21 protein-coding genes are annotated in these 22,691 nt (G+C 64.6%); all 21 read left to right on the top strand.

The window, feature by feature from the left end:
- Window positions 1-35 precede the first annotated feature (35 nt).
- The 21 genes from flgG (at window position 36) to AC1RB9_RS20140 (ending at window position 22,559) form a co-directional block, all read left to right on the top strand.
- Complete coding sequence (gene flgG, locus AC1RB9_RS20240; protein ID WP_003082164.1) at window positions 36-821, top strand: flagellar basal-body rod protein FlgG; 786 nt, start codon at window positions 36-38, stop codon at window positions 819-821.
- 45 nt (window positions 822-866) lie between these two features.
- Window positions 867-1,562 (top strand): flagellar basal body L-ring protein FlgH, encoded by a 696-nt coding sequence (gene flgH, locus AC1RB9_RS20235; RefSeq protein WP_003082166.1) that lies wholly within the window; start codon window positions 867-869, stop codon window positions 1,560-1,562.
- A gap of 11 nt (window positions 1,563-1,573) precedes the next feature.
- Window positions 1,574-2,683: a flagellar basal body P-ring protein FlgI gene (locus AC1RB9_RS20230; protein ID WP_003082169.1), complete on the top strand. Its 1,110-nt coding sequence runs from the start codon at window positions 1,574-1,576 to the stop codon at window positions 2,681-2,683.
- 10 nt (window positions 2,684-2,693) lie between these two features.
- Entirely contained in the window at window positions 2,694-3,896 is a 1,203-nt protein-coding gene (flgJ, locus tag AC1RB9_RS20225) for a flagellar assembly peptidoglycan hydrolase FlgJ (RefSeq protein ID WP_003082172.1), read from the top strand.
- Window positions 3,897-3,914: 18 nt separating this feature from the next.
- Window positions 3,915-5,963 carry a flagellar hook-associated protein FlgK gene (gene flgK, locus AC1RB9_RS20220; RefSeq protein ID WP_003449030.1) on the top strand — a complete coding sequence of 683 codons (2,049 nt, stop codon included), beginning with the start codon at window positions 3,915-3,917 and terminating at the stop codon, window positions 5,961-5,963.
- Window positions 5,964-6,001: 38 nt separating this feature from the next.
- Window positions 6,002-7,303, top strand: coding sequence for a flagellar hook-associated protein FlgL (flgL, locus tag AC1RB9_RS20215; protein ID WP_003086414.1), 1,302 nt, complete (start codon window positions 6,002-6,004; stop codon window positions 7,301-7,303).
- Between the two features lie 288 nt (window positions 7,304-7,591).
- A complete protein-coding gene (locus tag AC1RB9_RS20210) occupies window positions 7,592-8,728 on the top strand; it encodes a DegT/DnrJ/EryC1/StrS family aminotransferase (protein WP_003086416.1) in 1,137 nt (378 codons plus the stop codon).
- A gap of 54 nt (window positions 8,729-8,782) precedes the next feature.
- Window positions 8,783-9,007, top strand: a complete 225-nt coding sequence (locus AC1RB9_RS20205) for an acyl carrier protein (RefSeq protein WP_003086419.1) — start codon at window positions 8,783-8,785, stop codon at window positions 9,005-9,007.
- Window positions 9,008-9,009: 2 nt separating this feature from the next.
- Window positions 9,010-10,050: a ketoacyl-ACP synthase III gene (locus AC1RB9_RS20200; RefSeq protein ID WP_003449032.1), complete on the top strand. Its 1,041-nt coding sequence runs from the start codon at window positions 9,010-9,012 to the stop codon at window positions 10,048-10,050.
- Between the two features lie 25 nt (window positions 10,051-10,075).
- The gene (locus AC1RB9_RS20195; protein WP_003086422.1) at window positions 10,076-10,843 is read left to right on the top strand and encodes an SDR family NAD(P)-dependent oxidoreductase; all 768 of its coding nucleotides are present in this window, start codon (window positions 10,076-10,078) and stop codon (window positions 10,841-10,843) included.
- A 10-nt stretch (window positions 10,844-10,853) separates the two neighbouring features.
- Window positions 10,854-11,486 (top strand): acetyltransferase, encoded by a 633-nt coding sequence (locus AC1RB9_RS20190; protein WP_003086423.1) that lies wholly within the window; start codon window positions 10,854-10,856, stop codon window positions 11,484-11,486.
- 17 nt (window positions 11,487-11,503) lie between these two features.
- Complete coding sequence (locus tag AC1RB9_RS20185) at window positions 11,504-12,634, top strand: aromatic ring-hydroxylating oxygenase subunit alpha (protein WP_003449034.1); 1,131 nt, start codon at window positions 11,504-11,506, stop codon at window positions 12,632-12,634.
- Window positions 12,631-13,245, top strand: a complete 615-nt coding sequence (locus tag AC1RB9_RS20180; protein ID WP_003449036.1) for an LbetaH domain-containing protein — start codon at window positions 12,631-12,633, stop codon at window positions 13,243-13,245. Before AC1RB9_RS20185 ends, AC1RB9_RS20180 begins: the two co-directional genes overlap by 4 nt.
- Window positions 13,242-14,408 carry an FkbM family methyltransferase gene (locus AC1RB9_RS20175; RefSeq protein ID WP_003449038.1) on the top strand — a complete coding sequence of 389 codons (1,167 nt, stop codon included), beginning with the start codon at window positions 13,242-13,244 and terminating at the stop codon, window positions 14,406-14,408. The genes AC1RB9_RS20180 and AC1RB9_RS20175 overlap by 4 nt, the downstream gene beginning before the upstream one ends.
- A 120-nt stretch (window positions 14,409-14,528) precedes the next feature.
- Window positions 14,529-18,035 (top strand): glycosyltransferase, encoded by a 3,507-nt coding sequence (locus AC1RB9_RS20170; RefSeq protein ID WP_003449040.1) that lies wholly within the window; start codon window positions 14,529-14,531, stop codon window positions 18,033-18,035.
- 224 nt (window positions 18,036-18,259) lie between these two features.
- A complete protein-coding gene (locus AC1RB9_RS20165; RefSeq protein WP_003123162.1) occupies window positions 18,260-19,423 on the top strand; it encodes a flagellin in 1,164 nt (387 codons plus the stop codon).
- Between the two features lie 79 nt (window positions 19,424-19,502).
- A complete protein-coding gene (locus tag AC1RB9_RS20160) occupies window positions 19,503-19,889 on the top strand; it encodes a flagellar protein FlaG (protein WP_003086436.1) in 387 nt (128 codons plus the stop codon).
- 77 nt (window positions 19,890-19,966) lie between these two features.
- The gene (gene fliD / locus AC1RB9_RS20155) at window positions 19,967-21,403 is read left to right on the top strand and encodes a flagellar filament capping protein FliD (RefSeq protein WP_003449042.1); all 1,437 of its coding nucleotides are present in this window, start codon (window positions 19,967-19,969) and stop codon (window positions 21,401-21,403) included.
- Window positions 21,403-21,801 (top strand): flagellar export chaperone FliS, encoded by a 399-nt coding sequence (fliS, locus tag AC1RB9_RS20150; RefSeq protein WP_003086441.1) that lies wholly within the window; start codon window positions 21,403-21,405, stop codon window positions 21,799-21,801. The genes fliD and fliS (AC1RB9_RS20150) overlap by 1 nt, the downstream gene beginning before the upstream one ends.
- A gap of 58 nt (window positions 21,802-21,859) precedes the next feature.
- Window positions 21,860-22,240, top strand: a complete 381-nt coding sequence (fliS, locus tag AC1RB9_RS20145) for a flagellar export chaperone FliS (RefSeq protein WP_003158217.1) — start codon at window positions 21,860-21,862, stop codon at window positions 22,238-22,240.
- 25 nt (window positions 22,241-22,265) lie between these two features.
- The gene (locus tag AC1RB9_RS20140) at window positions 22,266-22,559 is read left to right on the top strand and encodes a flagellar protein FliT (protein WP_003086445.1); all 294 of its coding nucleotides are present in this window, start codon (window positions 22,266-22,268) and stop codon (window positions 22,557-22,559) included.
- Window positions 22,560-22,691: the final 132 nt, after the last annotated feature.

The raw sequence follows: 22,691 nt of genomic DNA, 5'->3' as shown, positions 1-22,691 counted from the left end.
TGGTGCCATAAAACCGGCACCCGAGGAGCACGACGATGTTATCGGCACTGTGGGTCAGCAAGACCGGTCTGTCCGCCCAGGACATGAACCTGACCACCATTTCCAACAACCTGGCCAACGTATCCACCACCGGCTTCAAGCGCGACCGCGCGGAGTTCCAGGACCTGCTGTACCAGATCCGGCGCCAGCCGGGCGGCCAGTCGACCCAGGACAGCGAGCTGCCTTCGGGCCTGCAACTGGGTACCGGTGTGCGCGTCGTCGGCACCCAGAAGATCTTCACCCCGGGCAGCCTGCAGACCACCGAGCAGCCGCTGGACATGGCGGTCAACGGGCGCGGCTTCTTCCAGGTCCTGCTGCCGGACGGCACCGTGTCCTACACCCGCGACGGCAGCTTCCACCTGAACTCCGACGGGCAGATCGTCACCTCCAACGGCTTCGCCCTGGAGCCAGCGATCGTGGTGCCCAACGAGACCCAGACCTTCACCGTCGGCCAGGACGGCACCGTCTCGGTGACCACCACCGGCAACGCCCAGCCGCAGGTGATCGGCAACATCCAGACCGCCGACTTCATCAACCCGGCCGGCCTGCAGGCCATCGGCAACAACCTGTTCCTGGAAACCGGCTCCAGCGGCGCGCCCCAGGTCGGTACGCCGGGTCTCAACGGCCTCGGCACGGTTGCCCAGAACACCCTGGAAAACTCCAACGTCAACGTGGTCGAGGAACTGGTGAACATGATCACCACCCAGCGCGCCTACGAGATGAACTCCAAGGTCATCTCCACCGCCGACCAGATGTTGTCCTTCGTCACCCAGAATCTTTGACGGGCCCTGACCGGGCCCTGGCTGTACGCCGCGAGGTAGCTTGATATGAACCGGCTGATGATCGTCTCCCTGCTTGGCATCGCCACCGCCCTGGGCGGTTGCGTCAATCCACCGCCGAAGCCGAACGATCCGTACTACGCGCCGGTGCTGCCGCGCACCCCGCTGCCCGCCGCGCAGAACAACGGCGCGATCTACCAGGCCGGTTTCGAGCAGAACCTCTACGACGACCGCAAGGCCTTCCGCGTGGGCGACATCATCACCATCACCCTCAACGAGAAGACCCAGGCGAGCAAGAAAGCCAACTCCGATATCCAGAAGGACAGCAAGACCAAGATGGGGCTGACCTCGCTGTTCGGCAGCGGCATGACCACCAACAACCCGATCGGCGGCGGCGACCTCAGCCTCAGCGCCGAATACGGCGGCTCGCGCGACGCCAAGGGCGATAGCCAGGCGGGGCAGAGCAACAGCCTGACCGGCTCGATCACCGTGACCGTGGCCGAGGTGCTGCCCAACGGCATCCTCTCCGTGCGCGGCGAGAAGTGGATGACCCTGAACACCGGCAACGAGCTGGTGCGCATCGCCGGCCTGGTCCGCGCCGACGATATCGCCACCGACAACACCGTGTCCTCGACCCGCGTGGCCGACGCCCGGATCACCTATTCCGGCACCGGCGCCTTCGCCGATGCCAGTCAGCCGGGCTGGCTGGACCGCTTCTTCCTCAGCCCGCTGTGGCCGTTCTGAGGACGCTCGCGATGACCAAGTTCAAGCACCTGCTGGCCCTCGCCGCGCTGCTCCTGGCCGCCGGCGCGGCCCAGGCCGAGCGGTTGAAGGATATCGCCAGCATCCAGGGCGTGCGGACCAACCAGTTGATCGGCTATGGCCTGGTGGTCGGCCTGAGCGGCAGCGGCGACCAGACCACGCAGACGCCGTTCACCCTGCAGACCTTCAACAACATGCTGGCGCAGTTCGGCATCAAGGTGCCGGCCAACGTCGGCAACGTGCAGTTGAAGAACGTCGCCGCGGTATCGGTGCATGCCGACCTGCCGCCGTTCGCCAAGCCGGGCCAGCCGATCGACGTCACCGTGTCGTCCATCGGCAACGCCAAGAGCCTGCGCGGCGGCAGCCTGCTGATGACTCCGCTGAAAGGTATCGACGGCCAGGTCTACGCGGTCGCCCAGGGCAACCTGGTGGTCGGCGGCTTCGACGCCGAAGGCCGCGACGGCTCGAAGATCACCGTCAACGTACCGTCCGCCGGACGTATCCCGGCCGGCGCCACCGTCGAACGCGCGGTGCCGAGCGGCTTCGACCAGGGCAACAGCCTGACGCTGAACCTCAACCGCCCGGACTTCACCACTGCCAAGCGCATCGTCGACCGCATCAACGAACTGCTCGGTCCGGGCGTCGCCCATGCGGTGGACGGCGGCTCGGTGCGGGTCAGCGCGCCGCTCGACCCGAACCAGCGGGTCGACTACCTGTCGATCCTGGAGAACCTCGACGTGCAGCCGGGCGAGGCGGTGGCCAAGGTCATCATCAATTCGCGCACCGGCACCATCGTCATCGGCCAGAACGTCAAGGTATCGCCGGCCGCCGTCACCCACGGCAGCCTGACCGTGAGCATCACCGAGGACCCGATCGTCAGCCAGCCCGGTGCCTTCTCCAACGGCCAGACCGCGGTGGTGCCGCGCTCGCGGGTGAACGCCGAGGAGGAGACCAAGCCGATGTTCAAGTTCGGTCCCGGCACCACCCTGGACGACATCGTCCGCGCGGTGAACCAGGTCGGCGCCGCGCCGAGCGACCTGATGGCGATCCTCGAAGCCCTGAAGCAGGCCGGCGCGTTGCAGGCCGACCTGATCGTGATCTGAGGACGACGCCATGGATTCCCGTTTGCTCAGCGGTATCGGCGCAGGCCCCGACAGCGGCTCCTATACCGATCTCAACCGCCTCAACCAGCTCAAGGTCGGCAAGGACCGCGACGGCGAGGCGAACATCCGCAAGGTCGCCCAGGAATTCGAATCGCTGTTCCTCAACGAGATGCTCAAATCCATGCGTTCGGCCAACGAAGCGCTGGGCGACGGCAATTTCATGAACAGCCAGACCACCAAGCAGTACCAGGACATGTACGACCAGCAACTGTCGGTGAGCCTGTCGAAGAATGCCGGCGGCATCGGCCTGGCCGACGTGCTGGTGCGCCAGTTGTCGAAGATGAAGCAAGGCTCCAGGGGCAACGGCGAAAACCCGTTCGCCCGGGTCGCCGAGAACGGCGCCGGTCGCTGGCCGAGCAACCCCAGCGCGCAGGCCGGCAAGGCCCTGCCGATGCCGGAAGCCGGCCGCGACGACTCGAAGCTGCTCAACCAGAGGCGCCTGGCGCTGCCGGGCAAGCTGACCGAGCGCATGCTCGCCGGCATCGTTCCCTCCGCCTCGCCGGCCGCCAGCCAGATGCAGAGCCTGGGCCAGGACAGCTACCTGCCGGCGCAGAGCTACCCGGCGGCGAGCCGCCGCGGTTTCTCCACCGATGGCGTCGACAGCCAGGGCAGCCGGCGCATCGCCCAGCCGCCGCTGGCCAGGGGCAAGTCGATGTTCGCCTCGGCCGACGAGTTCATCGCCACCATGCTGCCGATGGCCCAGAAGGCCGCCGAGCGGATCGGCGTCGATGCCCGCTACCTGGTGGCCCAGGCCGCGCTGGAGACCGGCTGGGGCAAATCGATCATCCGCCAGCAGGATGGCGGCAGCAGCCACAACCTGTTCGGCATCAAGACCGGCAGCCGCTGGGATGGTGCCTCGGCGCGCGCTCTCACCACCGAATACGAAGGCGGCAAGGCGGTCAAGGAAGTCGCGGCGTTCCGCTCCTACTCGTCGTTCGAGCAGAGCTTCCACGACTACGTCAGCTTCCTCCAGGGCAACGACCGCTACCAGAACGCCCTGGACAGCGCCGCCAACCCCGAGCGCTTCATGCAGGAACTGCAGCGCGCCGGCTACGCCACCGATCCGCAGTACGCCCGCAAGGTGGCGCAGATCGCCAGACAGATGCAGACCTACCAGGCCGTCGCCGCCGCCGGCACGCCGCCTCTGGGTTGAGCAAGGAGGAACTGACCCATGTCCGACCTACTCTCGATAGGCCTGTCCGGCCTCGGCACCAGCCAGACCTGGCTGACCATCACCGGGCACAACATCACCAACGTCAAGACGCCGGGCTACAGTCGCCAGGATGCCATCCAGCAGACCCAGGTCCCGCAGTTCAGCGGTGCCGGCTACATGGGCTCGGGCAGCCAGATCGTCGACGTGCGCCGCCTGGCCAGCGACTTCCTCACCGGCCAGTTGCGCAACGCCACCAGCCAGAACAGCGAGTTGAGCGCATTCCGTAGCCAGATCGAGCAGCTCGACGGCCTGTTGTCCAACACCACCACCGGCGTCAGCCCGGCCATGCAGCGCTTCTTCGCCGCACTGCAGGCCGCTGCCAACAATCCCTCCTCGACCGAAGCGCGCGAGGCAGTGCTTGCCCAGGCCGAGGGGCTGGGCAAGACCTTCAATACCCTCTACGACCAGTTGGACAAGCAGAACAGCCTGATCAACCAGCAACTGGGCGCGCTGGCTTCGCAGGTCAACCATCTGTCGCAGAGCGTGGCCAGCTACAACGATGCCATCGCCAAGGCCAAGTCGGCGGGCGCGGTGCCCAACGACCTGATGGATGCGCGCGACGAAGCCGTGCGCAAGCTGTCCGAGATGATCGGGGTGACCGCGGTCACACAGGACGACAACAGCGTCAGCCTGTTCATCGGTAGCGGCCAGCCGCTGGTGGTGGGCAATACTGTGTCGACCCTGAGCGTGGTGCCCGGGCTGGATGACCCGACCCGCTACCAGGTGCAACTGAGCAACGGCAACTCCATACAGAACGTCACCGGCCTGGTGTCCGGCGGCGAGATGGGTGGCTTGCTGGCTTACCGCAACAGCGCCCTGGACAGCAGCTACAACAAGCTCGGGCAGTTGGCGATCACCCTCGCCGATACCATCAACAAGCAGTTGGGGCAGGGCCTCGACCTGGCCGGCAAGGCCGGCGCCAACCTGTTCGGCGACATCAACGATCCGGACATCACCGCGCTGCGGGTCCTGGCGAAGAACGGCAACACCGGCAATGTCCACGCCAACCTGAATATCACCGATACCAGCAAGCTGAATTCCAGCGATTTCCGCCTGGACTTCGACGGCACCAATTTCACCGCGCGGCGCCTGGGCGACGACGCAAGCATGCAGGTCACGGTCAGCGGTACCGGTCCCTACACCCTCTCGTTCAAGGATGCCAACGGCGTCGACCAGGGCTTCAACCTGACCCTCGACCAGCTCCCGGCTGCCGGCGACCGCTTCACCCTGCAGCCGACCCGGCGTGGCGCGGCGGATATCGAGGCGACGCTGAAGAATGCCTCGCAACTGGCGTTCGCCGGTACCGCGCGTACCGAATCGACCACCGAAAACCGCGGCACCGGCAAGATCGGCGCGCCGACCCTCACCAGCGGTCCGTCGCCGGTGGACCCGGCGGTGCTACAGGGCGCGTTCGGGCCCAACGGGATCAGCCTGGGCGCGACGCTCAGCGCCGACGGCAAGACCTATACCCTGTCCTCGCCGTTGCCGGCCGGCTGGAACTACGTCGACAAGGACGGTAACGCCCTGAGCGGCAGCCCGACGCTGACCAGCGGCAATACCAATACCGTGCGCATGGCGTTCACCGACCCGAGCGGGCAGAAATACAGCTACGAATTCGAGCTCAGCGGCGTACCGCAGAACTCCGACAGCTTCAAGCTGGGCTTCAACGACAAGGGCATTTCCGACAACCGCAACGCTCTCAACCTGCTGGCCCTGCAGACCAAGCCGACCGTCGGCGGCACCGACAACACCGGTTCCACCTACAACGAGGCCTATGGTGGCCTGGTCGAGCGGGTCGGCACCCTGACCGCCCAGGTGCGTGCCAGCAGCGAGGCCAGCGCCACGGTGCTGAAGCAGGCCCAGGACAGCCGCGATTCGTTGTCCGGGGTGAGCCTCGACGAAGAGGCGGCCAACCTGATCCAGTTCCAGCAGTACTACGGTGCCTCGGCCCAGGTGATTCAAGTTGCCCGCACTTTGTTCGATACCCTGATTGGAGCGTTCCGTTGAGTTCTCTCGACGGGGCCTAAGCCAGCGAGACCGCCACCATGCGCATTTCCACCATCCAGGCCTTCAACAACTCGGTCAACGGGATTTCCCGCAACTACGCGGACCTGAACCGTACCTTCGAGCAGATCAGCACCGGCAAGCGCATCCTGACCCCGGCGGACGACCCGGTCGGTTCGGTACGCCTGTTGCGCCTGGACCAGGAACAGGGGTTGAACGAGCAGTACAAGACCGGCATGACCGAGGCGAAGAACAGCCTGAGCCAGGAGGAAACCATCCTCCGTTCGGTCGGCAACGTCCTCCAGCGCATCCGCGAGATCGCCGGCCAGGCCGGCGACGGCGCACTGGACTCCAACGACAAGAAGTCGCTGGCCAGCGAGTTGCGCCAGCGCGAGGACGAGTTGCTGAACCTGCTCAACAGCCGCGACGCGAGTGGCAAATACCTGTTTTCCGGGTCCCAGGGCTCGGTGCAGCCGTTCGTGCGCAACGAGGACGGCACCTACAGCTACATGGGCGACGAGAGCCAGCGCGAGGTGCAGATCGCCAGCAGCACGCGGATTCCGGTCAGCGACAGCGGCAAGGTACTGTTCGAGGACATCGTCAATGCCGCTCGTCTCGATACCAAGGCGGCGGCTGGCAATACCGGCGACGGTCGCATCTCGGTCGGCCTGGTCGAGGACGAGCTGGCCTTCGACAGCCAGTTCCCGGCGAGCAATCCGCCTGCGGCAACCGACGGCTTCAACATCCACTTCGTCAGCGACAAGGAGTATGTGGTCTACGATCCGAAGAGCCTGCCTCCGGGCTATGACTGGACCACCTACGATCCGAATTCGCCGCCGGCCTGGCAATTGTCCAAGGGCGCCATCGACGACGACCCGAAGACCATCGACAAGGTGCTCTACGCCGGCGTCAGCGTGACGATCGACGGCACGCCGAAGGCGGGCGACGAGTTCAACGTCAACTACAAGCCGGGCAGCGAGAAGCGCAGCCTGCTGAACGTGGTGTCGGACCTGCGCAAGGCCCTGGAAAGCTCCACCGACAACCAGGCCGGCAACGACGCCATCCGCGATGCGACGGCGGTGGCCCTGACCAACCTCTCCGCCGTGGCTGCCGCCGTGGATGGCGGCCAGGGCAAGATCGGCGCGCGCCTGAATACCGTGGAAAGCACCGAGACCTTCATCGACGATGTGAAGCTGGTGAATGCGTCGGTGATGTCGCAGATCCAGGACCTGGACTACGCCGAGGCGTTGTCGCGGCTGTCGTTGCAGTCCACCATCATGGATGCCGCGCAGCAGAGCTACGTGAAGATCCAGGGGTTGAGCCTGTTCAACTACCTGAAGTGACAGTCCCTCTGTGGAACAGGGCCCATGACTCCGTCATGGGCCTTTTCGTTCGCAGGGACTGGACCTGTGTCGCTGGAGGGTATGTTCCGCAAGGTCTACGGAAACACGGGAGAATTTGTCAGAAGTTTGACTGCCGATTCGCGCCGCAGCGCCTGTGGAACAGCCAGGGGCCGCGCGACCAGGGGCTTTGACCTGCATCAGGCTCTTTGGGTACGGGCCTTGCATAGAGTGGCGTGCTCGGGTTTTTCGCCCTTTACTCGCCTGAGTATCCATTCATCAGGGCCCTACATGAACAACAAGACGATCCCGGTCACCAGCCCGCTGCTGCCGCCCCTGGAAGAGTTCATCCCCTACCTGGAAAAGATCTGGGAGAGCCGCTTCCTGACCAACGGGGGCGACATGCACCATGCGTTGGAAGAGGCCCTGTGCGAATACCTGGGGGTGAAGCACATCGTGCTCTTCGCCAACGCCACCCTGGCACTCATCACCGCGCTGCAGGCATTGCGGGTGACCGGCGAGGTGATCACCACGCCGTACTCCTTCGTCGCCACCAGCCACGCGCTGCTGTGGAACGGGCTCAAGCCGATCTTCGTGGACATCGATCAGGACTCCATGAATCTCGACCCGTCGCGGATCGAGGCGGCGATCACCCCGCAGACCACCGCGATCCTGCCGGTGCATTGCTACGGCAACCCCTGCGATGTCGAGGCGATCCAGCGGATCGCCGATATCCACCACCTGAAGGTCATCTACGATGCCGCGCATGCCTTCGCCGTGCGCGACGCCGGCGGCAGCGTGCTGCGCCACGGCGACCTGAGCATCCTCAGCTTCCATGCCACCAAGGTGTTCAACACCTTCGAGGGCGGTGCGATCATCTGCTCGGACGAAAACACCCGGCAACGCCTCAACCACCTTAAGAATTTCGGCTTCGTCGACGAGGTCACGGTGGTCATGCCCGGCATCAACGGCAAGCTCAACGAGGTCGGCGCTGCCTTCGGGCTGCTGCAACTCAAGCACGTCGACCAGGCCCTGGAGCAGCGCAGGGAGATCGCCGAGCGCTATCGGCGCCTGCTGGCCGGCGTCCCTGGCATCCAGTGCCTCCGGCCTGGTACCCAGACCTTCGCCAACAACGCCTATTTCCCGATCCTGGTGGAAGACGATTTTCCGCTTTCGCGCGACGAGCTGTACCAGCGCCTGCGCGACAGGGATGTGCTGGTGCGGCGCTACTTCTACCCACTCATCAGCGACTTCCCCATGTACCATTCGCTGCCCTCGGCGGCGCCCGCCAATCTTCCGGTGGCGCGGTCGATTTCCTCGCGGGTGCTGTGCCTGCCGATCTATCCCGGGCTGGCCGCCGCAGACGTCGAGTTCGTCGCCGGCCTGATCGCTTCCGCCGCCATGCCGCGGCGGCGAGCATCAAGTTGAGCCCGTCGCGACCGATAACAGAATGAACAACCGCCTCACTCAGGTAGACAAGAAATGAGCCAAGCAAAATTCATCGAAGACTTCCTTTCCGCCACCGATTTCCAGAATCCCGTCGAGGTCAGCATGGACACCCAGCTCGAAGACCTGCCGGAATGGGACTCGCTGGCCGCGCTCGGGGTCATCGTCATGTTCGACATGGAATACGGCAAGACCATCACCGGCGAAGACCTGATCAAGGCTCGCACGGTGGGCGACCTCTACCAGATGCTCGGACTCTGACCATGGCCACCTCCACGCTGAAGAACGTCCGTTTCGCCGGGATGGCGACCTGCGTCCCCAAGCGCGTTATCTCCAACCTGACCGACTGCAAGCCGCAGTTGCGCGCCGAGCGCGAACGCCTGGTGCGCAACATCGGCATCGAGACGCGGCGCATGGCGCAGGAGTGGCAGTGCTTCTCCGACCTGGCCTTCGACGCCGCCGAGCGCCTGCTGGAAAGCCTGGAGTGGAAGCGCGAGGAGGTCGATGCGCTGATCGTCGTGACCCAGTCTCCCGACTACCTGGCGCCGGCTACCGCGATCATCCTCCAGGACCGCCTGGGGCTGCCGCATTCCACCGTGGCCTTCGACGTCAACCTGGGTTGCTCGGCCTATCCGTTCGCCCTCAACCTGCTGGGTTCGCTGATTGCCGCCGGCGGGGTGAAGAAGGGCCTTGTGCTGGTCGGCGACCGCGGCGCCAGTGTCAACGATCCGATCTTCTCCGACGCGGGCACCGCGACGGCGCTGGAGTTCTGCGAAGGCGCGCCGCCGATGCATTTCGACCTGAACAGCGACGGCAGCGGCTACAAGGCCATCATCCTGCCGGTAGGCGGCCATCGCGAACCGGTCGGCGTGCAGCACCTGATGCCGTTCCGTGAGGACGAGCACGACCATTGGCACCGTGCCATCGACCTGCAGCTCGACGGCACCGCCGTGCTCAGCTTCTCCACCCAGCGCGTACCGCCGGCGGTGGAAAAGCTGCTCGACTATGCCGGTGCGAGCAAGGACGAAGTGGACTACTTCGTTTTCCACCAGGCCAACCGGATGATCAACGAGACCATCCGCAAGAAGCTCGGCCTGCCGGTAGAGAAGGTGCCTTCGACCCTGCGCGACTTCGGCAACACCAGCGGCGCCTCCCTGCCGGTGACCATGACCGCGCGGATCAACCGGGAACTCGAGGCCGGCCGCAATCGCGTGTTGCTCTGCGGCTTCGGTATCGGCCTGTCCTGGGGTACCTGCCTGGTGGATATCGAAGGGGCGAAGTTCCCCGACCTGATCGAGTCCTGAGAGCCTTGAACGCGGAATCAGCCAAGTGAACGACGAGACTTCCTTCAATCCCTTCAGCCTGTCGGGCAGGCGCATCCTGGTCACCGGCGCCAGCTCCGGCCTGGGCCTGGCCATCGCGCAGAGCTGCGCGCGGATGGGCGCCGAGCTGATCGTTACCGGACGTGACCAGACCCGCCTGGATGGATGCCTGACAACCTTGCAGTCGATCTCGGAGCTGCCGCACCGTGCTGTCCAGGCCGATCTTCGGGTAGCCGAGGAGCGCGCTGCGGTGGTAGCGGCTGTCGACAGCGAAATCCATGGACTGGTGCATAGCGCCGGTATTTCCCGTCTGTGTCCAGTGCGGATGATGACCGAAGCGCACTTGCATGAAGTCCAGTCGATCAATGTCGACTCGCCGATGCTGCTTACCCAGGCGTTGCTCAAGCGCAACCTGGTAGCGCCCGGCGGTTCGATCCTGTTCATCGCTTCCATCGCCGCCCACATCGGGGTTGCCGGAGTGGGGGCATACTCGGGAACCAAGGCCGCTCTGATCGCCATGTCCCGCTGCCTGGCCATGGAAGTGGTGAAGCGCAACATCCGGGTTAACTGCCTGTCTCCATCACTGGTGGAAACACCGCTTCTGGATGCAGCCACCCAGACGGTCGGTTCGATGGACGGTCAACGCAGCAACCACCCGATGGGCTTCGGCAAGCCCGAGGATATCGCCAACGCCGCTATCTTCATGCTTTCCGATGCCAGCCGCTGGGTGACCGGCACGACCCTGGTGATGGACGGCGGCCTGACCATCAGTTGAGGACGATGCAATGAAGAGGATCATCATCCTCGGCGCCGGTGGGTTGGGGCGTCAGGTGCTGGCCCAGCTGCAGGTCGACTACGGTCACGGCATCGACTGGGTGATCGGCGGGTTTCTCGACGAGCGCGGCCCCGACGCGGTCGCGGAGTCGCTCTACTACCCGTGGCTCGGGTATCCGGAGAGCTTCGTCGCGGAGCCTGACCAACTGTTCGTCGCCGCGGTCGGCGATCCGCTCAGTCGCCAGAAGCAGGTCGCATGCCTGCTGGCGAAGGGCGCCGAGTTCGTCGCTATCCGCACCCGCTGCACCCTTGGCGTGCGGACCAGCTACGGCCCGACCTTCTTCGGCTACGACGTGAGCAGCGGCGTGGACTGCCGTATCGGCGCCTACGGTTTCATCGACCAGCAAACCATGCTCGGCCACGACGTGGTCATCGGCGACTATGTACACATCGGCCCGCGCTGCCTGCTGGCCGGCTACGTGAAGGTGGGCGATCGTGCGGTGATCAACTCCGGGGCGATGATCGCCCGCGACGTCAGTATCGGCGAAGACGCCGTGGTGGGCATGGGCGCGGTGGTGTTCAAGGACGTGGCGGCCGGACAGACCGTGGTCGGCAATCCGGCCCGGGTTATTTTCAGCAAGTGAAGGTTGTGGATGTGGACATGACTCGCCATGCGCTGGACGCAGCGCACTACACCGAGCCGCAGACGCTCGCGCTGGAGCGCGAAAGGCTGTTCGGCAGGCTCTGGATCTTCGTCGGCTTCAGTTCGATGGTGCGCGAGCGCAACCAGTTCTTCACCCGCAAGATCGCCGGCGTGCCGGTCGTGGTGCAGCGTACCGAGTCCGGCATTCGGGCCTTTCTCAACCAGTGTCCGCATCGTCTGTCGGCGATCCAGACCGAATGCACCGGCCAGCGACCGCTGGTCTGCCCGTACCATGCCTGGTCGTTCGGCGCCGAGGGGCAGCTACAGGGCATTCCGAACTCCAGTCTGTACCAGTTCAGCGCCGAGGAGCGGGCGCGGATCGGCTTGCGCAAGCTGCACCTGGAAGAGGTGGGGCAACTGCTGTTCGTCAACCTGGCGGACGACCCGCTGCCGCTGCGCGAGCAGTTCGACGATGGATTCCTGGAAACCTTGCGGGAGGTCTCCTCGCACCTGGATACGCGGCTGATCTACAGCTGCCACAAGGTGCGCTACAACTGGAAGCTGAACATGGAGAACGTGAAGGACTACAACCATGTTCCTTTCGTCCATCCGAAGACCTTCCTCCCGGTGATGACCGCCCCGGTGCGCGGTCTGGCACGCGAGGCTGCGGTGCCATCCGAGGTGCTGCGCCTGCTGCAGGAAGGCGAAACGCCGGAGCTGCGTTCGCTGAGCTTCCCCACCAAGGCGCCGATCCAGCCCTACAAGAGCTGGTTCTCCGACCTCTGCGAGGGCTACGGCGACGAGCACGCCTACTACAACTGGTTCATCTACCCGAACGTGAACTTCTGCAGCGTCCGTGGCGAGCACTTCCTGCTCCAGCAGTACGATCCGGTGGCACCCGGCGAGACCGACTACCACCTGTGGATGATGACTGCCCGGCGCAAGGATCCGAAGACCGATTTCAGCGCTTTGCTGAGCACCCTGATTCGCGGCGAGCGTAACGTGATCGGCGAGGACGCCCTGGTCCTGGAACGCCTCCAGGAGGGACTGGGTGCACATTCGCCGCCGTTCATGCACGGCGACTACGAGGTGCAGCTGGTGCGCCAGCATCTGTGGTATCGCGCGCAGGTACTGGGGGAGAGGGCATGAAGCAGGCGATCATCGTCGGGGAAGGGCGCGCGCTCGAACGGGCGGACAGTACCGCGCGGGCACGGGGACTGGAACACCGGGTCCTGGAGCTGAATGCTGCGGATCGACACAACTTCGATATTGCGCCTCTGCTCGAACGCTATCCCGCTGCGGAAAGCGAAGTATTCGTGGCGCTGGACGAGCGGGCGGTGAACTACGCCCGCCACAAGCTCATCGCGGACATCCGCCTGGCGGGCTACCGGCTATTCGATATCGTCTCGCCTCAGGCCATCGTCGGCGAAGGCGTGCGACTGCTGGGCAACGTGTTCGTCGGCGCCGGTTGCGTGCTCGCCGGTCGTGCCCGCATCGGCACTGGCAGTTGGCTGGAGCTGCAGGTCCTGGTGGAGGAGGACTGCCGGGTCGGAACCTGTAGCACGCTGCTCGCTGGCGTGCAGTTGGGACGGCGAGTGGAGATCGGCCAGGGCAGCACGCTGGGTGCGGGCAGCGTCGCGCTCGCCGACACCCGGGTGGGGCGACACTGCGAATGGTTGTTGCCGGGCAGGCTTCCCCGGGAACTGCCTAATTACTCCTTTTACGATGAACTCATGCCCGATGGGGCACGCATCCTATGAGCGGGGAGCTGTCGATGATGGCGGGAAACGATATGACGCAGGCGGACTTCCTTTCGCGATGCGAACGGAGCGGATATCTATTGGTGTTGGTGCCTAGTTCCTATCTTGGAGGGGTGTTCCGCTCACAGGTGGTTGCCGGTTTGTCGCAGCGTCTGCCTGGGGTTCGCCTGATTGCTGTGGACGATGTGCTTTTCGCCAGCAATAGCGTTCCCGATGGTTTCGACCAAGTGATTCCTACCGCCCAGTTGAAGGAACCATGCCACGCAGGGAAACCCGCGGTGAATTGTGCCTATTCGCTGCCTACCTGGCTGACGCTGGATCACCTGGCGAAGACTGCGCAATGCATCACCCTCGATCTGCCCGAGCTTCTCTACCTGCTGGATATTCCTTTGGTCTACCAGACCGGCGCGCTGACTCGCGAATTGGCGATGCAGTATCACGCCGAGTTCGTCTCGCTGCGCGAGCGCCTGGCCGACGAGCGAAGCCGGAAGACCCTGGAAGCCATCATGCGCCTGCGTTTGGACGGCAACCGCGCTGCGTTGCTGGACGTGTTGTGTCCGGGAGAGCAGGAATACTTTTCCCTGTACCGGGGCCCCGAGCATCCGATCGTCTTGCGAAGCGACGAGCATTACGTGGATATCGGTGCCTACGATGGCGATACGGTGAAGAAGTTCATGCTGGCGGCTCGTCATGAATATGCTTCGATCCATGCCTTCGAGCCTGATCCGGCGAATTACCGGCTCATGCATGCGTCGCTTGCTGGAAGTGTCGGTCTCCATCTGCATAACCAGGCGGTGTCCGATACCGGCGGCCATCTCGCATTCGCAGCCCACGGTACCATGGGAAGCAGGGTCGAGATAGACGGCACCGTGCAGGTGCCGTGCGTGCGGCTCGACGATGTCCTCGATGTCATGACCTTGCTGAAAATGGATGTGGAAGGCCATGAGGCACGGGTTCTGCGGGGGGCCGCGCGGCTGATCGACGAGTGCCGGCCGCGCATGGCCATCACCTGTTACCACCATGTGCAGGACCTGCTGGACATCGTCGCCGCGATCGACGGGATCGCTGCGGGAGCCCGGCTGCGCCTGCGCCATTACTCGCTGTATTTCTACGACACGATTCTCTATGTCGACTGGCCCGATGCTCTTCGTGAAGGGCGCTGACGCGCTCGTCGGAGCAGATGCTCCGCCGCGGGGAGTCGAGACCGGGAGCGGCGACACGAAGGGCCATGGCCCGGCCCTTCCGATCACCATGCGCTGCACCAATTACTCAGGAATGGCTCAATGAGCGCGAACGTTCGTGTCAGCATCGTCATGCCGACCTACAAGCTGGAGTACTTCGAGGACGCCCTCGACAGCGTGCTCGGGCAGACCTATCCGGCCCTGGAGCTGATCATCTGCGACGACAGCAGCGACGAGCGGGTCGCCACGCTGGTCGAGCAGAAGCGCGCCTCCGCGGCGTTCCCGATCCGCTACTTCCGTAACGAGACGCGCCTCGGCGAGCTGGGCAGCACGGCGAAAGGCATCCGCCTGGCGGAGGGCGAGTACGTCAAGTTTCTCCACGACGACGACGTGTTGCTTCCCGAATGCGTCGAGGCGTTGGTGGGAGCGATGGAGCGCGAGCCGAACGTGGTCCTGGCCTCGTCGCGGCGGTTGCGTATCGACGAGGAAGGGCAGCCGCTGCCGGACATCCTGGCGACCTGCTTCCCGTTCGCCGGCGACGTCCTGATCGACGGTCGCGAGCTGGTCTCGTTCCTCGCCGACCACACCATCAACTTCATCGGCGAACCCAGTTGCCTGATGGCCCGGCGCGATGCGCTGCTGCAGATCTGCGAGCGCCTGATGATGCTCAACGGCCGGGCCATCGACTGGATCGGCGACCTGGCCATGTGTGCGCAGTTGCTACAGCGTGGCGACCTGGCGTTCCTGTCGCGGCCGCTGACCCGTTTCCGCGTCTCCCGCCAGCAGTTCAGCCAGATCGGGCGCGACCAGCCCGGTATCGGCGAGCAGGGCCATGCCGACTTCCGCCTGGCTATCCGCGAACTGGGTTGGTATCGCCAGGCCGGCGACAACCGCTTCGTCCGGGTGGCACCGATCACCCGCCTGGACGCCCGTGTCTTCAAGCCGGTCAACCTGCTCGCCGCGCTGAGGCGGGCGGCGGGCTTCGGTAGCGTCACGCTGTCGACCTGGCTGGAGGCGCGGCGGCCGGATGCGGTGCAGAAGGTGCTGATCGATCGATTCCTGCAGGAGCAGGGTGGTGGGCCGCGCTTCGCGGTGCTGGTGCTCGATGCCCACGGCGATACCGAGGCCGTGGAGCGTACCCTGCAGAGCCTGGAGCACGTCAATTTGTATCCACGTGTCGAGAGCCACCTGTTCGCGCCGCTGGGCACGAGTCCGCGGAACGGAGCGATGCTCTTCGATCCAGAGGTGGGGCCGGTGCCGACGATCAACCAGGCGCTTGCCCGGCTTGATACCGACTGGTTGCTCCTGGTCGAAGCGGGTGTCGAATTCGCTGTCAGCGGCCTGCTGGTGGCGGCGCTGGACCTGCTGGCGGCACCGGAGAGCTGCCAGGCGGTGTACGCCGACGAACTCATGCGCCTGGATGACGGCGAGCTGGGCGCGGCGTTGCGCCCGGACCTGAATCTCGACCTTCTGCTCAGTTTCCCCGCCGGGCTGTCCCGGCACTGGTTGTTCCGCCGCGAGCCGCTGCTTGCCACGGGCGGATTCGACGAGACCGCCGGCGAGGCTTTCGAGCTGGCCTACCAGTTGCGTCTCGTCGAGCAGCGGGGCCTGGGCTGTATCGGACACATCAGCGAGCCACTGCTGTCTGGCCCAGCGCTGCGCCTGCAGGACAGCACCGCCGAGCGTGCGGCGATCGAAGGCCACCTGCGTGCCCGTGGCTACGCGCAGGCGACAGTCGGAAGCCGGCTGCCGGGGCGCTACGAGCTGGACTACGGCCACGCCGGGCAACCGCCGGTCAGCATCCTGGTGCTGGCCGGGGAGCGCCTGGCGCAGCTCCAGCGTTGCGTAGAAACCGTGCTGGAGAATACCGCCTATCCCAACTACGAGATCCTTCTGCTGGAACAGGGTGGCGAAGCGGCCGACGTTCGCGAATGGCTGCTCGCCGTCGAAGGCATGGGTGTCGAGCAGGTGCGGGTGCTGCGAGGCGATGGGCAGTTGTCCCGTGGGGCTCTGCGCAACCTGGCGGCGTCCCGGGCGCGCGGCGAATTCCTGCTCTGGCTCGATGCCGGCAGCGGCATCCTCGACAAGGACTGGCTGCAGCAGTTACTCAACCATGGCCAGCGTCCGGAAGTCGGCGCGGTAGGCGCCAAGCTCCTGGCGGCGGACGGACGGGTCTGCCACGCCGGCTGGCTGCTCGGCTTGTGCGGACCGGCCGGGCGGGCCTTCGAAGGGCGTTCGCACGAGGACGCCGGTTACCTGCAGCGCCTGCAGGTGGACCAGAACTACTCGGCGGTGGCTGGCGAATGCCTGTTGATGCGCCGCGAGTTGTTCCTCGAATTGGGCGGTTTCGACGAGGCGCTGACGCGCTGGGACGATGTCGACATCTGCCTGCGGGCGGTCCAGGCGGGCTACCTGAACGTATGGACGCCGCGTGCGCGGCTGTTGCTCGATGCGCCTGCCACGACGGCGGCGAGCGTCGAGGAAGAAGATGCGCTGTACGCGCGCTGGCTACCGTTGTTGGCACGCGATCCCGCCTATAACCCGGGCTTTTCGTTGCAGGCCGAAGGCGGTTTCAAGCTGGCCGACCCGCAGCTGGCCTGGCGCCCGTTGCAGGGGTGGCGGCCCTTGCCCACTGTCCTGGCGCACCCCGCCGACCTGTTCGGCTGCGGCCATTACCGGGTGATCCAGCCGTTCAGCGCGTTGCGCGAGTCGGCATCCATCGATGGCGCGCTGTCGATCGGCCTGATGCACGTGGCCGATCTGGAGCGCTACGACCCGGACGTACTGGTGCTGCAGCGCCAGGTCGGCGAGGAGCGTCTCGAGGCCATGCGGCGGATGCAGGCGTTCTCGCGGGCCTTCAAGGTCTACGAGCTGGACGACTATCTGCCCAACGTGCCCCTCAAGAGCGCCCATCGCCAGCACCTGCCGAAGGACATTTTGCGCACGTTGCGTCGCGGGCTGGGTTACGTCGACCGCTTCGTGGTGTCGACGCCGGCCCTGGCAGAGGCCTTCGCCGGTCTCCACCCGGATATCCGGGTGATCGAGAACCGCCTGCCGGTGGGGTGGTGGCAGGGGCTGCGGGCGCAGCGGCGGCGCGGCGAGCGGCCACGTGTCGGTTGGGCGGGCGGCTCGAGCCATACCGGCGACCTGGAACTGATCGCCGATGTGGTCCGGGAACTGGCCGACGAAGTCGACTGGGTGTTCTTCGGCATGTGCCCGCCGTCCATCCGTCCCTTCGTCAGGGAAGTGCATGCGGGGGTGCCTATCGAACGCTATCCGCGGGCATTGGCGGCTCTCGATCTCGACCTGGCGCTAGCGCCGGTGGAGCAGAACCTGTTCAACGAGTGCAAGAGCAATCTGCGCCTGCTGGAATACGGCGCCTGCGGTTTCCCGGTGGTCTGCAGCGACGTGCGCTGCTACCAGGACGATCTGCCGGTGACGCGGGTGAAGAACCGTTTCCGCGACTGGGTGGAGGCGATCCGCATGCATACCCGCGACCTGGATGCCGCAGCCAGGGCAGGGGATAACCTGCGCGAACGGGTGCTGGCGGATTGGATGCTCGACGGCGAGCGTTTGCGCGCCTGGTATCGTGCCTGGATGCCGGACTGAGCGGCCGGCGGGGCTTTCCGTCGCTGTCCGCAGCGCTCGGGAGGCCTTGCGCGAACCCCTCCGACGGGGCCGATGCATGAAAAACGAGGATGGTCAAAAAAAAACCTAAAGCTCCCCAGGGAAGCGCCGATAAAGATCACGAATGCGAACTTTAGGGGTGCCTGGGCGATGCCCACCCGAGGTCGCAAGCTCAGGCAAACATATCGTCCTTGGAGGGCATCAAGATGGCCTTGACCGTCAACACCAACATCGCTTCGCTGAACACTCAGCGGAACCTGAACAACTCTTCCGCGTCGCTGAACACTTCGCTGCAGCGTCTGTCCACCGGTTCGCGCATCAACAGCGCCAAGGACGACGCCGCCGGCCTGCAGATCGCCAACCGTCTGACCAGCCAGGTCAACGGCCTGAACGTGGCTACCAAGAACGCCAACGACGGTATCTCCCTGGCGCAGACCGCTGAAGGCGCCCTGCAGCAGTCGACCAACATCCTGCAGCGTATGCGTGACCTGTCCCTGCAGTCGGCCAACGGCTCCAACAGCGACTCCGAGCGTACCGCTCTGAACGGCGAAGTGAAGCAACTGCAGAAAGAACTGGATCGTATCAGCAACACCACCACCTTCGGTGGCCGCAAGCTGCTCGACGGTTCCTTCGGCGTCGCCAGCTTCCAGGTGGGTTCGGCCGCCAACGAAATCATCAGCGTCGGCATCGACGAGATGAGCGCAGAGTCGCTGAACGGCACCTACTTCAAGGCTGACGGCGGCGGCGCGGTCACTGCTGCAACCGCTTCGGGCACCGTCGACATCGCGATCGGCATCACCGGCGGCAGCGCCGTGAACGTCAAGGTCGACATGAAGGGCAACGAAACCGCCGAGCAGGCGGCTGCCAAGATCGCCGCTGCGGTCAACGACGCCAACGTCGGCATCGGTGCCTTCACCGACGGCGCGCAGATCAGCTACGTGTCCAAGGCTAGTGCGGATGGTACTACCAGTGCGGTTTCCGGCGTAGCCATCACCGACACCGGCAGCACCGGCGCAGGCACCGCGGCAGGCACCACGACGTTCACCGAGGCTAACGACACCGTCGCCAAGATCGACATCTCCACCGCGAAGGGCGCTCAGTCCGCCGTGCTGGTGATCGACGAGGCGATCAAGCAGATCGACGCCCAGCGTGCCGACCTCGGTGCGGTGCAGAACCGCTTCGACAACACCATCAACAACCTGAAGAACATCGGTGAGAACGTATCGGCTGCTCGCGGCCGGATCGAAGACACCGACTTCGCAGCCGAAACCGCCAACCTGACCAAGAACCAAGTGCTGCAACAAGCCGGCACCGCGATCCTGGCTCAGGCCAACCAGCTGCCGCAGTCGGTTCTGAGCCTGCTGCGCTAAGCTTCGGCGAGGTCAAGGTGAAGTCACGAGGGGGAGCGCTGGCGCGCTTCCCCTCGTATCTCATTGAGAGGTAGCGACGATGGACGTCAGCAATGTCAACAATTCGACGGCTGCTCCGGTAATCCGGCTGTTCGGCTCGGCGTCTTCTTCCGATGGCGCACGCCCGGCCGGCCAGGCCGGCGAGGCGGCCGCCAGCGCAAGCGCGCAACGGACGGGCGACGTCAGGATGGGCGACAAGGAGCAACGCGCTGCGGTCGAGGAGGCGGTTTCCTCCATCGAGAAGTTCACCCAGAGCATCCGTCGTGATCTGAGTTTCAGCCTGGACGACTCCACGGGGCGGGTAGTGGTCAAGGTGACCGATTCGACTTCCGGAGAAGTCATCCGGCAAATCCCTTCCGAAGAGGCCCTGCGCCTGGCAGAGCGACTGGACGAAGCGCGCAGCCTGCTGTTCAAGGCGGAAGCCTGAGCGGAATTGGCACGTCTTTTGAGTGTCTGTTGGAATTGGAAGGACAAAGCGTCAATGAGCTGACGAGGTGAAGCAAGATGGCGAACAGTACGACGATCAACGGCTACAACTCGGGCCTTGATATCAAGAACATCGTTTCCACCCTGGTGGCGGCCGAGAAGGCGCCGAAGGAGGCGCAGCTCAAGCGTCTGGAAAGCGACACCACCGCCAAGTTCACCGGCATCGGCCAGCTCAAGAGCGCGATCTCCGACCTGCAGACCATCCTCAAGGAGCTGAACAAGCCCGAGCTGTTCCAGAAGCGCTCGGCGAGCACCAGCGACGAGAAGTTCGCCACCGCCACCGCCACCAAGGACGCCCTGCCGGGTATCTACAAGCTCGAAGTGACCCAGCTGGCCAGCGTCAGCAAGGTGGCCACCGCGTCGTTTGCCGATGGCTACAAGACCACTTCCGGCGGAACCCTGACCATCAAGCAGGGTGCCGACGATGCCGGTGTCACGGTAAACGTCGCGGCGGGCGCGACCCTCGCCGAAGTGCGCGACTCGCTCAACGCGCAGCTGAAGGACAAGGGCATTACCGCCAACATCGTCAACAACCCTGGAGACGGAACCTCGCGACTGGTCTTCACCGGCAAGGATTCCGGCGCCGGCAAGGACGTGTTCGTCCAGGGCAGTTCCGGCCTGGAGAACTTCAACATCGGCAGCGTCGGCGCCGATGGCAAGCTGACCCTGTCCCAGTTGGACGGTAGCTCCTCCAGCAGCAGCGGCTATATCACCCAGGCGAAGAATGCCAAGTTCAGCATCGACGGCCTGACCCTGGAAAGTCCGACCAATACGGTCGACAAGGTCATCAACGGCGTCACCTTCGAGCTGAAGACGGTCACCGACACCAACAAGCCGATCACCATCTCGGTCGAGCAGGACCGTGGCGGCGTCAAGGACAACATCAAGAAGTTCGTCGAGGCCTACAACAAGCTGGTCGGCGTGACTTCGGAACTGACCGGCGTGACCAAGGTGGGCGACGACAAGGCTCCCGTGGTCGGTGCCTTGGTCGGTGACAGCAGCGTGCGCAACCTGCTCACCACCATGCGCAACGAGATGGTCCAGCCGGGGCAAGGTACCGATGTTCGCATGCTCGCCGACATGGGTATCACCACCAAGAAAGACGGCACCCTGGAAATCGACGACAAGAAACTCGACAAGGTTCTGAAGGACAAGTTCGAGTCGGTTTCTGCTCTGTTCACCGGCGATACCGGCCTGATGAAGCGTCTCGACGACAAGCTCACGCCTTACACCCAGACCGGCGGTGTGCTCCAGCAGCGCCTGGATGGATTGCAGGACACCATCAAGTCGGTGGATACCCAGCGCGAAGCGCTCAATCGCCGGGTCGAGCAGTTGCAGGATCGTTTGCTCAAGCAGTTCACCGCCATGGACCAGTTGATCGGCCAGCTCAACCAGACCAGCGGACGCATGGCCCAGGCTCTTAGCAGCCTGCCTGGCCTTGTGAAGAAAAGCTGATGTCGCGTCCTATCGATACCTACCGGCAGGTAGGCAGCGCACAGGACGTCCCGCCCTACCAGGTGGTCAAGCTGCTGCTGGACGGCGCGCTCGAACGCATCGCCCTGGCCCGGCGCGCGGTGCTGGAGCGCAACCCGGCGCTGCGCGGCGAAGCGGTAGGCACCACGTTGTCGATCATCGGCGCCTTGCAGGCTGGCCTCGATCACCAGCAGGGCGGCGAGATAGCCGGCAATCTGGATGCGTTGTACGATTACATGACCCGCCGCCTGGCTGGTGTCGCGCTGGACGACACACCGCGTCCGCTGGACGAGGTCGAGGCGCTGCTGGGCCAGATCAAGCAGGCCTGGGATGCCATTGGCAGCGCCGAAGCGCAGGGCGAAGACAGCGAACGGCGCTAAAGAATCGCGGTAGCCGACCGATATAGAGCGTATCAGTCACCGAACAAGGCAACCGTCGATGAACGCAATGGCAGCCATGCGGCAATACCAGAATGTCAGTACCCAGGCTCAGGCTATCGATGCCAGCCCGCATCGCCTGATCCAGATGCTGATGGAAGGCGGCCTGACCCGGATGGCGCAGGCCCGCGGAGCCCTGGAGCGCGGCGAAGTGGCGCTGAAGGGCGAGCTGATCGGCAAGGCCATCGCCATCGTCGGTGGCCTGCGCGAAGGGCTCGACTTCGAGGCGGGCGGCGAGCTGGCAGCCAACCTCGACCGCCTTTACGCCTACATGTCGATGCGCCTGACGGAAGCCAACTTGAAGAACGACGCGGGCAAGCTCGAGGAAGTTTCCGAGCTGTTGCGCAACATCAAATCCGGTTGGGATGCGATTGCCCCCTGAGAGGCATCCCCAGAGGGACCAAGCAATGAGTGCAGCTGTACAGATCCTTGAAGAAACCGGTAGCGCCCTGCGCGTTGCCCTGGCCAGCCAGAACTGGGAGGCCATCGGTGAACTCGACCAGCGTTGCCGCCAGGCCGTCGACGAGGCGATGCTCGATGTACAGGACGAAGCCACCTTGCGGGCGCGGATGGAAGAGCTGCTGGCGCTGTATCGCGAGCTGATCGATGTCTGTCAGGGCGAGCAGCGCAAGCTGGCCACCGATCTGATCCAGCTGAACCAGTCGAAGCAAGGCGCCAAGGTCTACCAGATGTTCGGATAAGTTTTTCATGGCTTTGTGCCGTTACTTTGGCGCAAGGCTTTTCGGAAAAATTTACATATCCCCCAAAACCCCTGCCAGTACTGCTTTCCATGCGGTCTGTAGGGGTTTTTTATTGCCTCTCCCTGTCGGAAA

Source organism: Pseudomonas sp. 20-5 (assembly GCF_056782835.1).
This window is presented reverse-complemented; position numbering and strand designations above follow the sequence as displayed.

What these genes read in the sequence shown, in the direction of transcription:
- flgK (WP_003449030.1), top strand. Translation starts at nt 3,915, where the DNA reads ATGTCCGACCTACTCTCGATAGGCCTGTCCGGCCTCGGCACCAGCCAG.
- flgJ (WP_003082172.1), top strand. Translation starts at nt 2,694, where the DNA reads ATGGATTCCCGTTTGCTCAGCGGTATCGGCGCAGGCCCCGACAGCGGC.
- AC1RB9_RS20160 (WP_003086436.1), top strand. Translation starts at nt 19,503, where the DNA reads ATGGACGTCAGCAATGTCAACAATTCGACGGCTGCTCCGGTAATCCGG.
- AC1RB9_RS20180 (WP_003449036.1), top strand. Translation starts at nt 12,631, where the DNA reads ATGAAGCAGGCGATCATCGTCGGGGAAGGGCGCGCGCTCGAACGGGCG.
- flgL (WP_003086414.1), top strand. Translation starts at nt 6,002, where the DNA reads ATGCGCATTTCCACCATCCAGGCCTTCAACAACTCGGTCAACGGGATT.
- AC1RB9_RS20190 (WP_003086423.1), top strand. Translation starts at nt 10,854, where the DNA reads ATGAAGAGGATCATCATCCTCGGCGCCGGTGGGTTGGGGCGTCAGGTG.
- fliS (WP_003086441.1), top strand. Translation starts at nt 21,403, where the DNA reads ATGTCGCGTCCTATCGATACCTACCGGCAGGTAGGCAGCGCACAGGAC.
- fliS (WP_003158217.1), top strand. Translation starts at nt 21,860, where the DNA reads ATGAACGCAATGGCAGCCATGCGGCAATACCAGAATGTCAGTACCCAG.
- AC1RB9_RS20185 (WP_003449034.1), top strand. Translation starts at nt 11,504, where the DNA reads ATGACTCGCCATGCGCTGGACGCAGCGCACTACACCGAGCCGCAGACG.
- AC1RB9_RS20170 (WP_003449040.1), top strand. Translation starts at nt 14,529, where the DNA reads ATGAGCGCGAACGTTCGTGTCAGCATCGTCATGCCGACCTACAAGCTG.
- AC1RB9_RS20205 (WP_003086419.1), top strand. Translation starts at nt 8,783, where the DNA reads ATGAGCCAAGCAAAATTCATCGAAGACTTCCTTTCCGCCACCGATTTC.
- flgG (WP_003082164.1), top strand. Translation starts at nt 36, where the DNA reads ATGTTATCGGCACTGTGGGTCAGCAAGACCGGTCTGTCCGCCCAGGAC.
- AC1RB9_RS20200 (WP_003449032.1), top strand. Translation starts at nt 9,010, where the DNA reads ATGGCCACCTCCACGCTGAAGAACGTCCGTTTCGCCGGGATGGCGACC.
- AC1RB9_RS20165 (WP_003123162.1), top strand. Translation starts at nt 18,260, where the DNA reads ATGGCCTTGACCGTCAACACCAACATCGCTTCGCTGAACACTCAGCGG.
- AC1RB9_RS20210 (WP_003086416.1), top strand. Translation starts at nt 7,592, where the DNA reads ATGAACAACAAGACGATCCCGGTCACCAGCCCGCTGCTGCCGCCCCTG.
- AC1RB9_RS20175 (WP_003449038.1), top strand. Translation starts at nt 13,242, where the DNA reads ATGAGCGGGGAGCTGTCGATGATGGCGGGAAACGATATGACGCAGGCG.
- fliD (WP_003449042.1), top strand. Translation starts at nt 19,967, where the DNA reads ATGGCGAACAGTACGACGATCAACGGCTACAACTCGGGCCTTGATATC.
- AC1RB9_RS20140 (WP_003086445.1), top strand. Translation starts at nt 22,266, where the DNA reads ATGAGTGCAGCTGTACAGATCCTTGAAGAAACCGGTAGCGCCCTGCGC.
- AC1RB9_RS20230 (WP_003082169.1), top strand. Translation starts at nt 1,574, where the DNA reads ATGACCAAGTTCAAGCACCTGCTGGCCCTCGCCGCGCTGCTCCTGGCC.
- flgH (WP_003082166.1), top strand. Translation starts at nt 867, where the DNA reads ATGAACCGGCTGATGATCGTCTCCCTGCTTGGCATCGCCACCGCCCTG.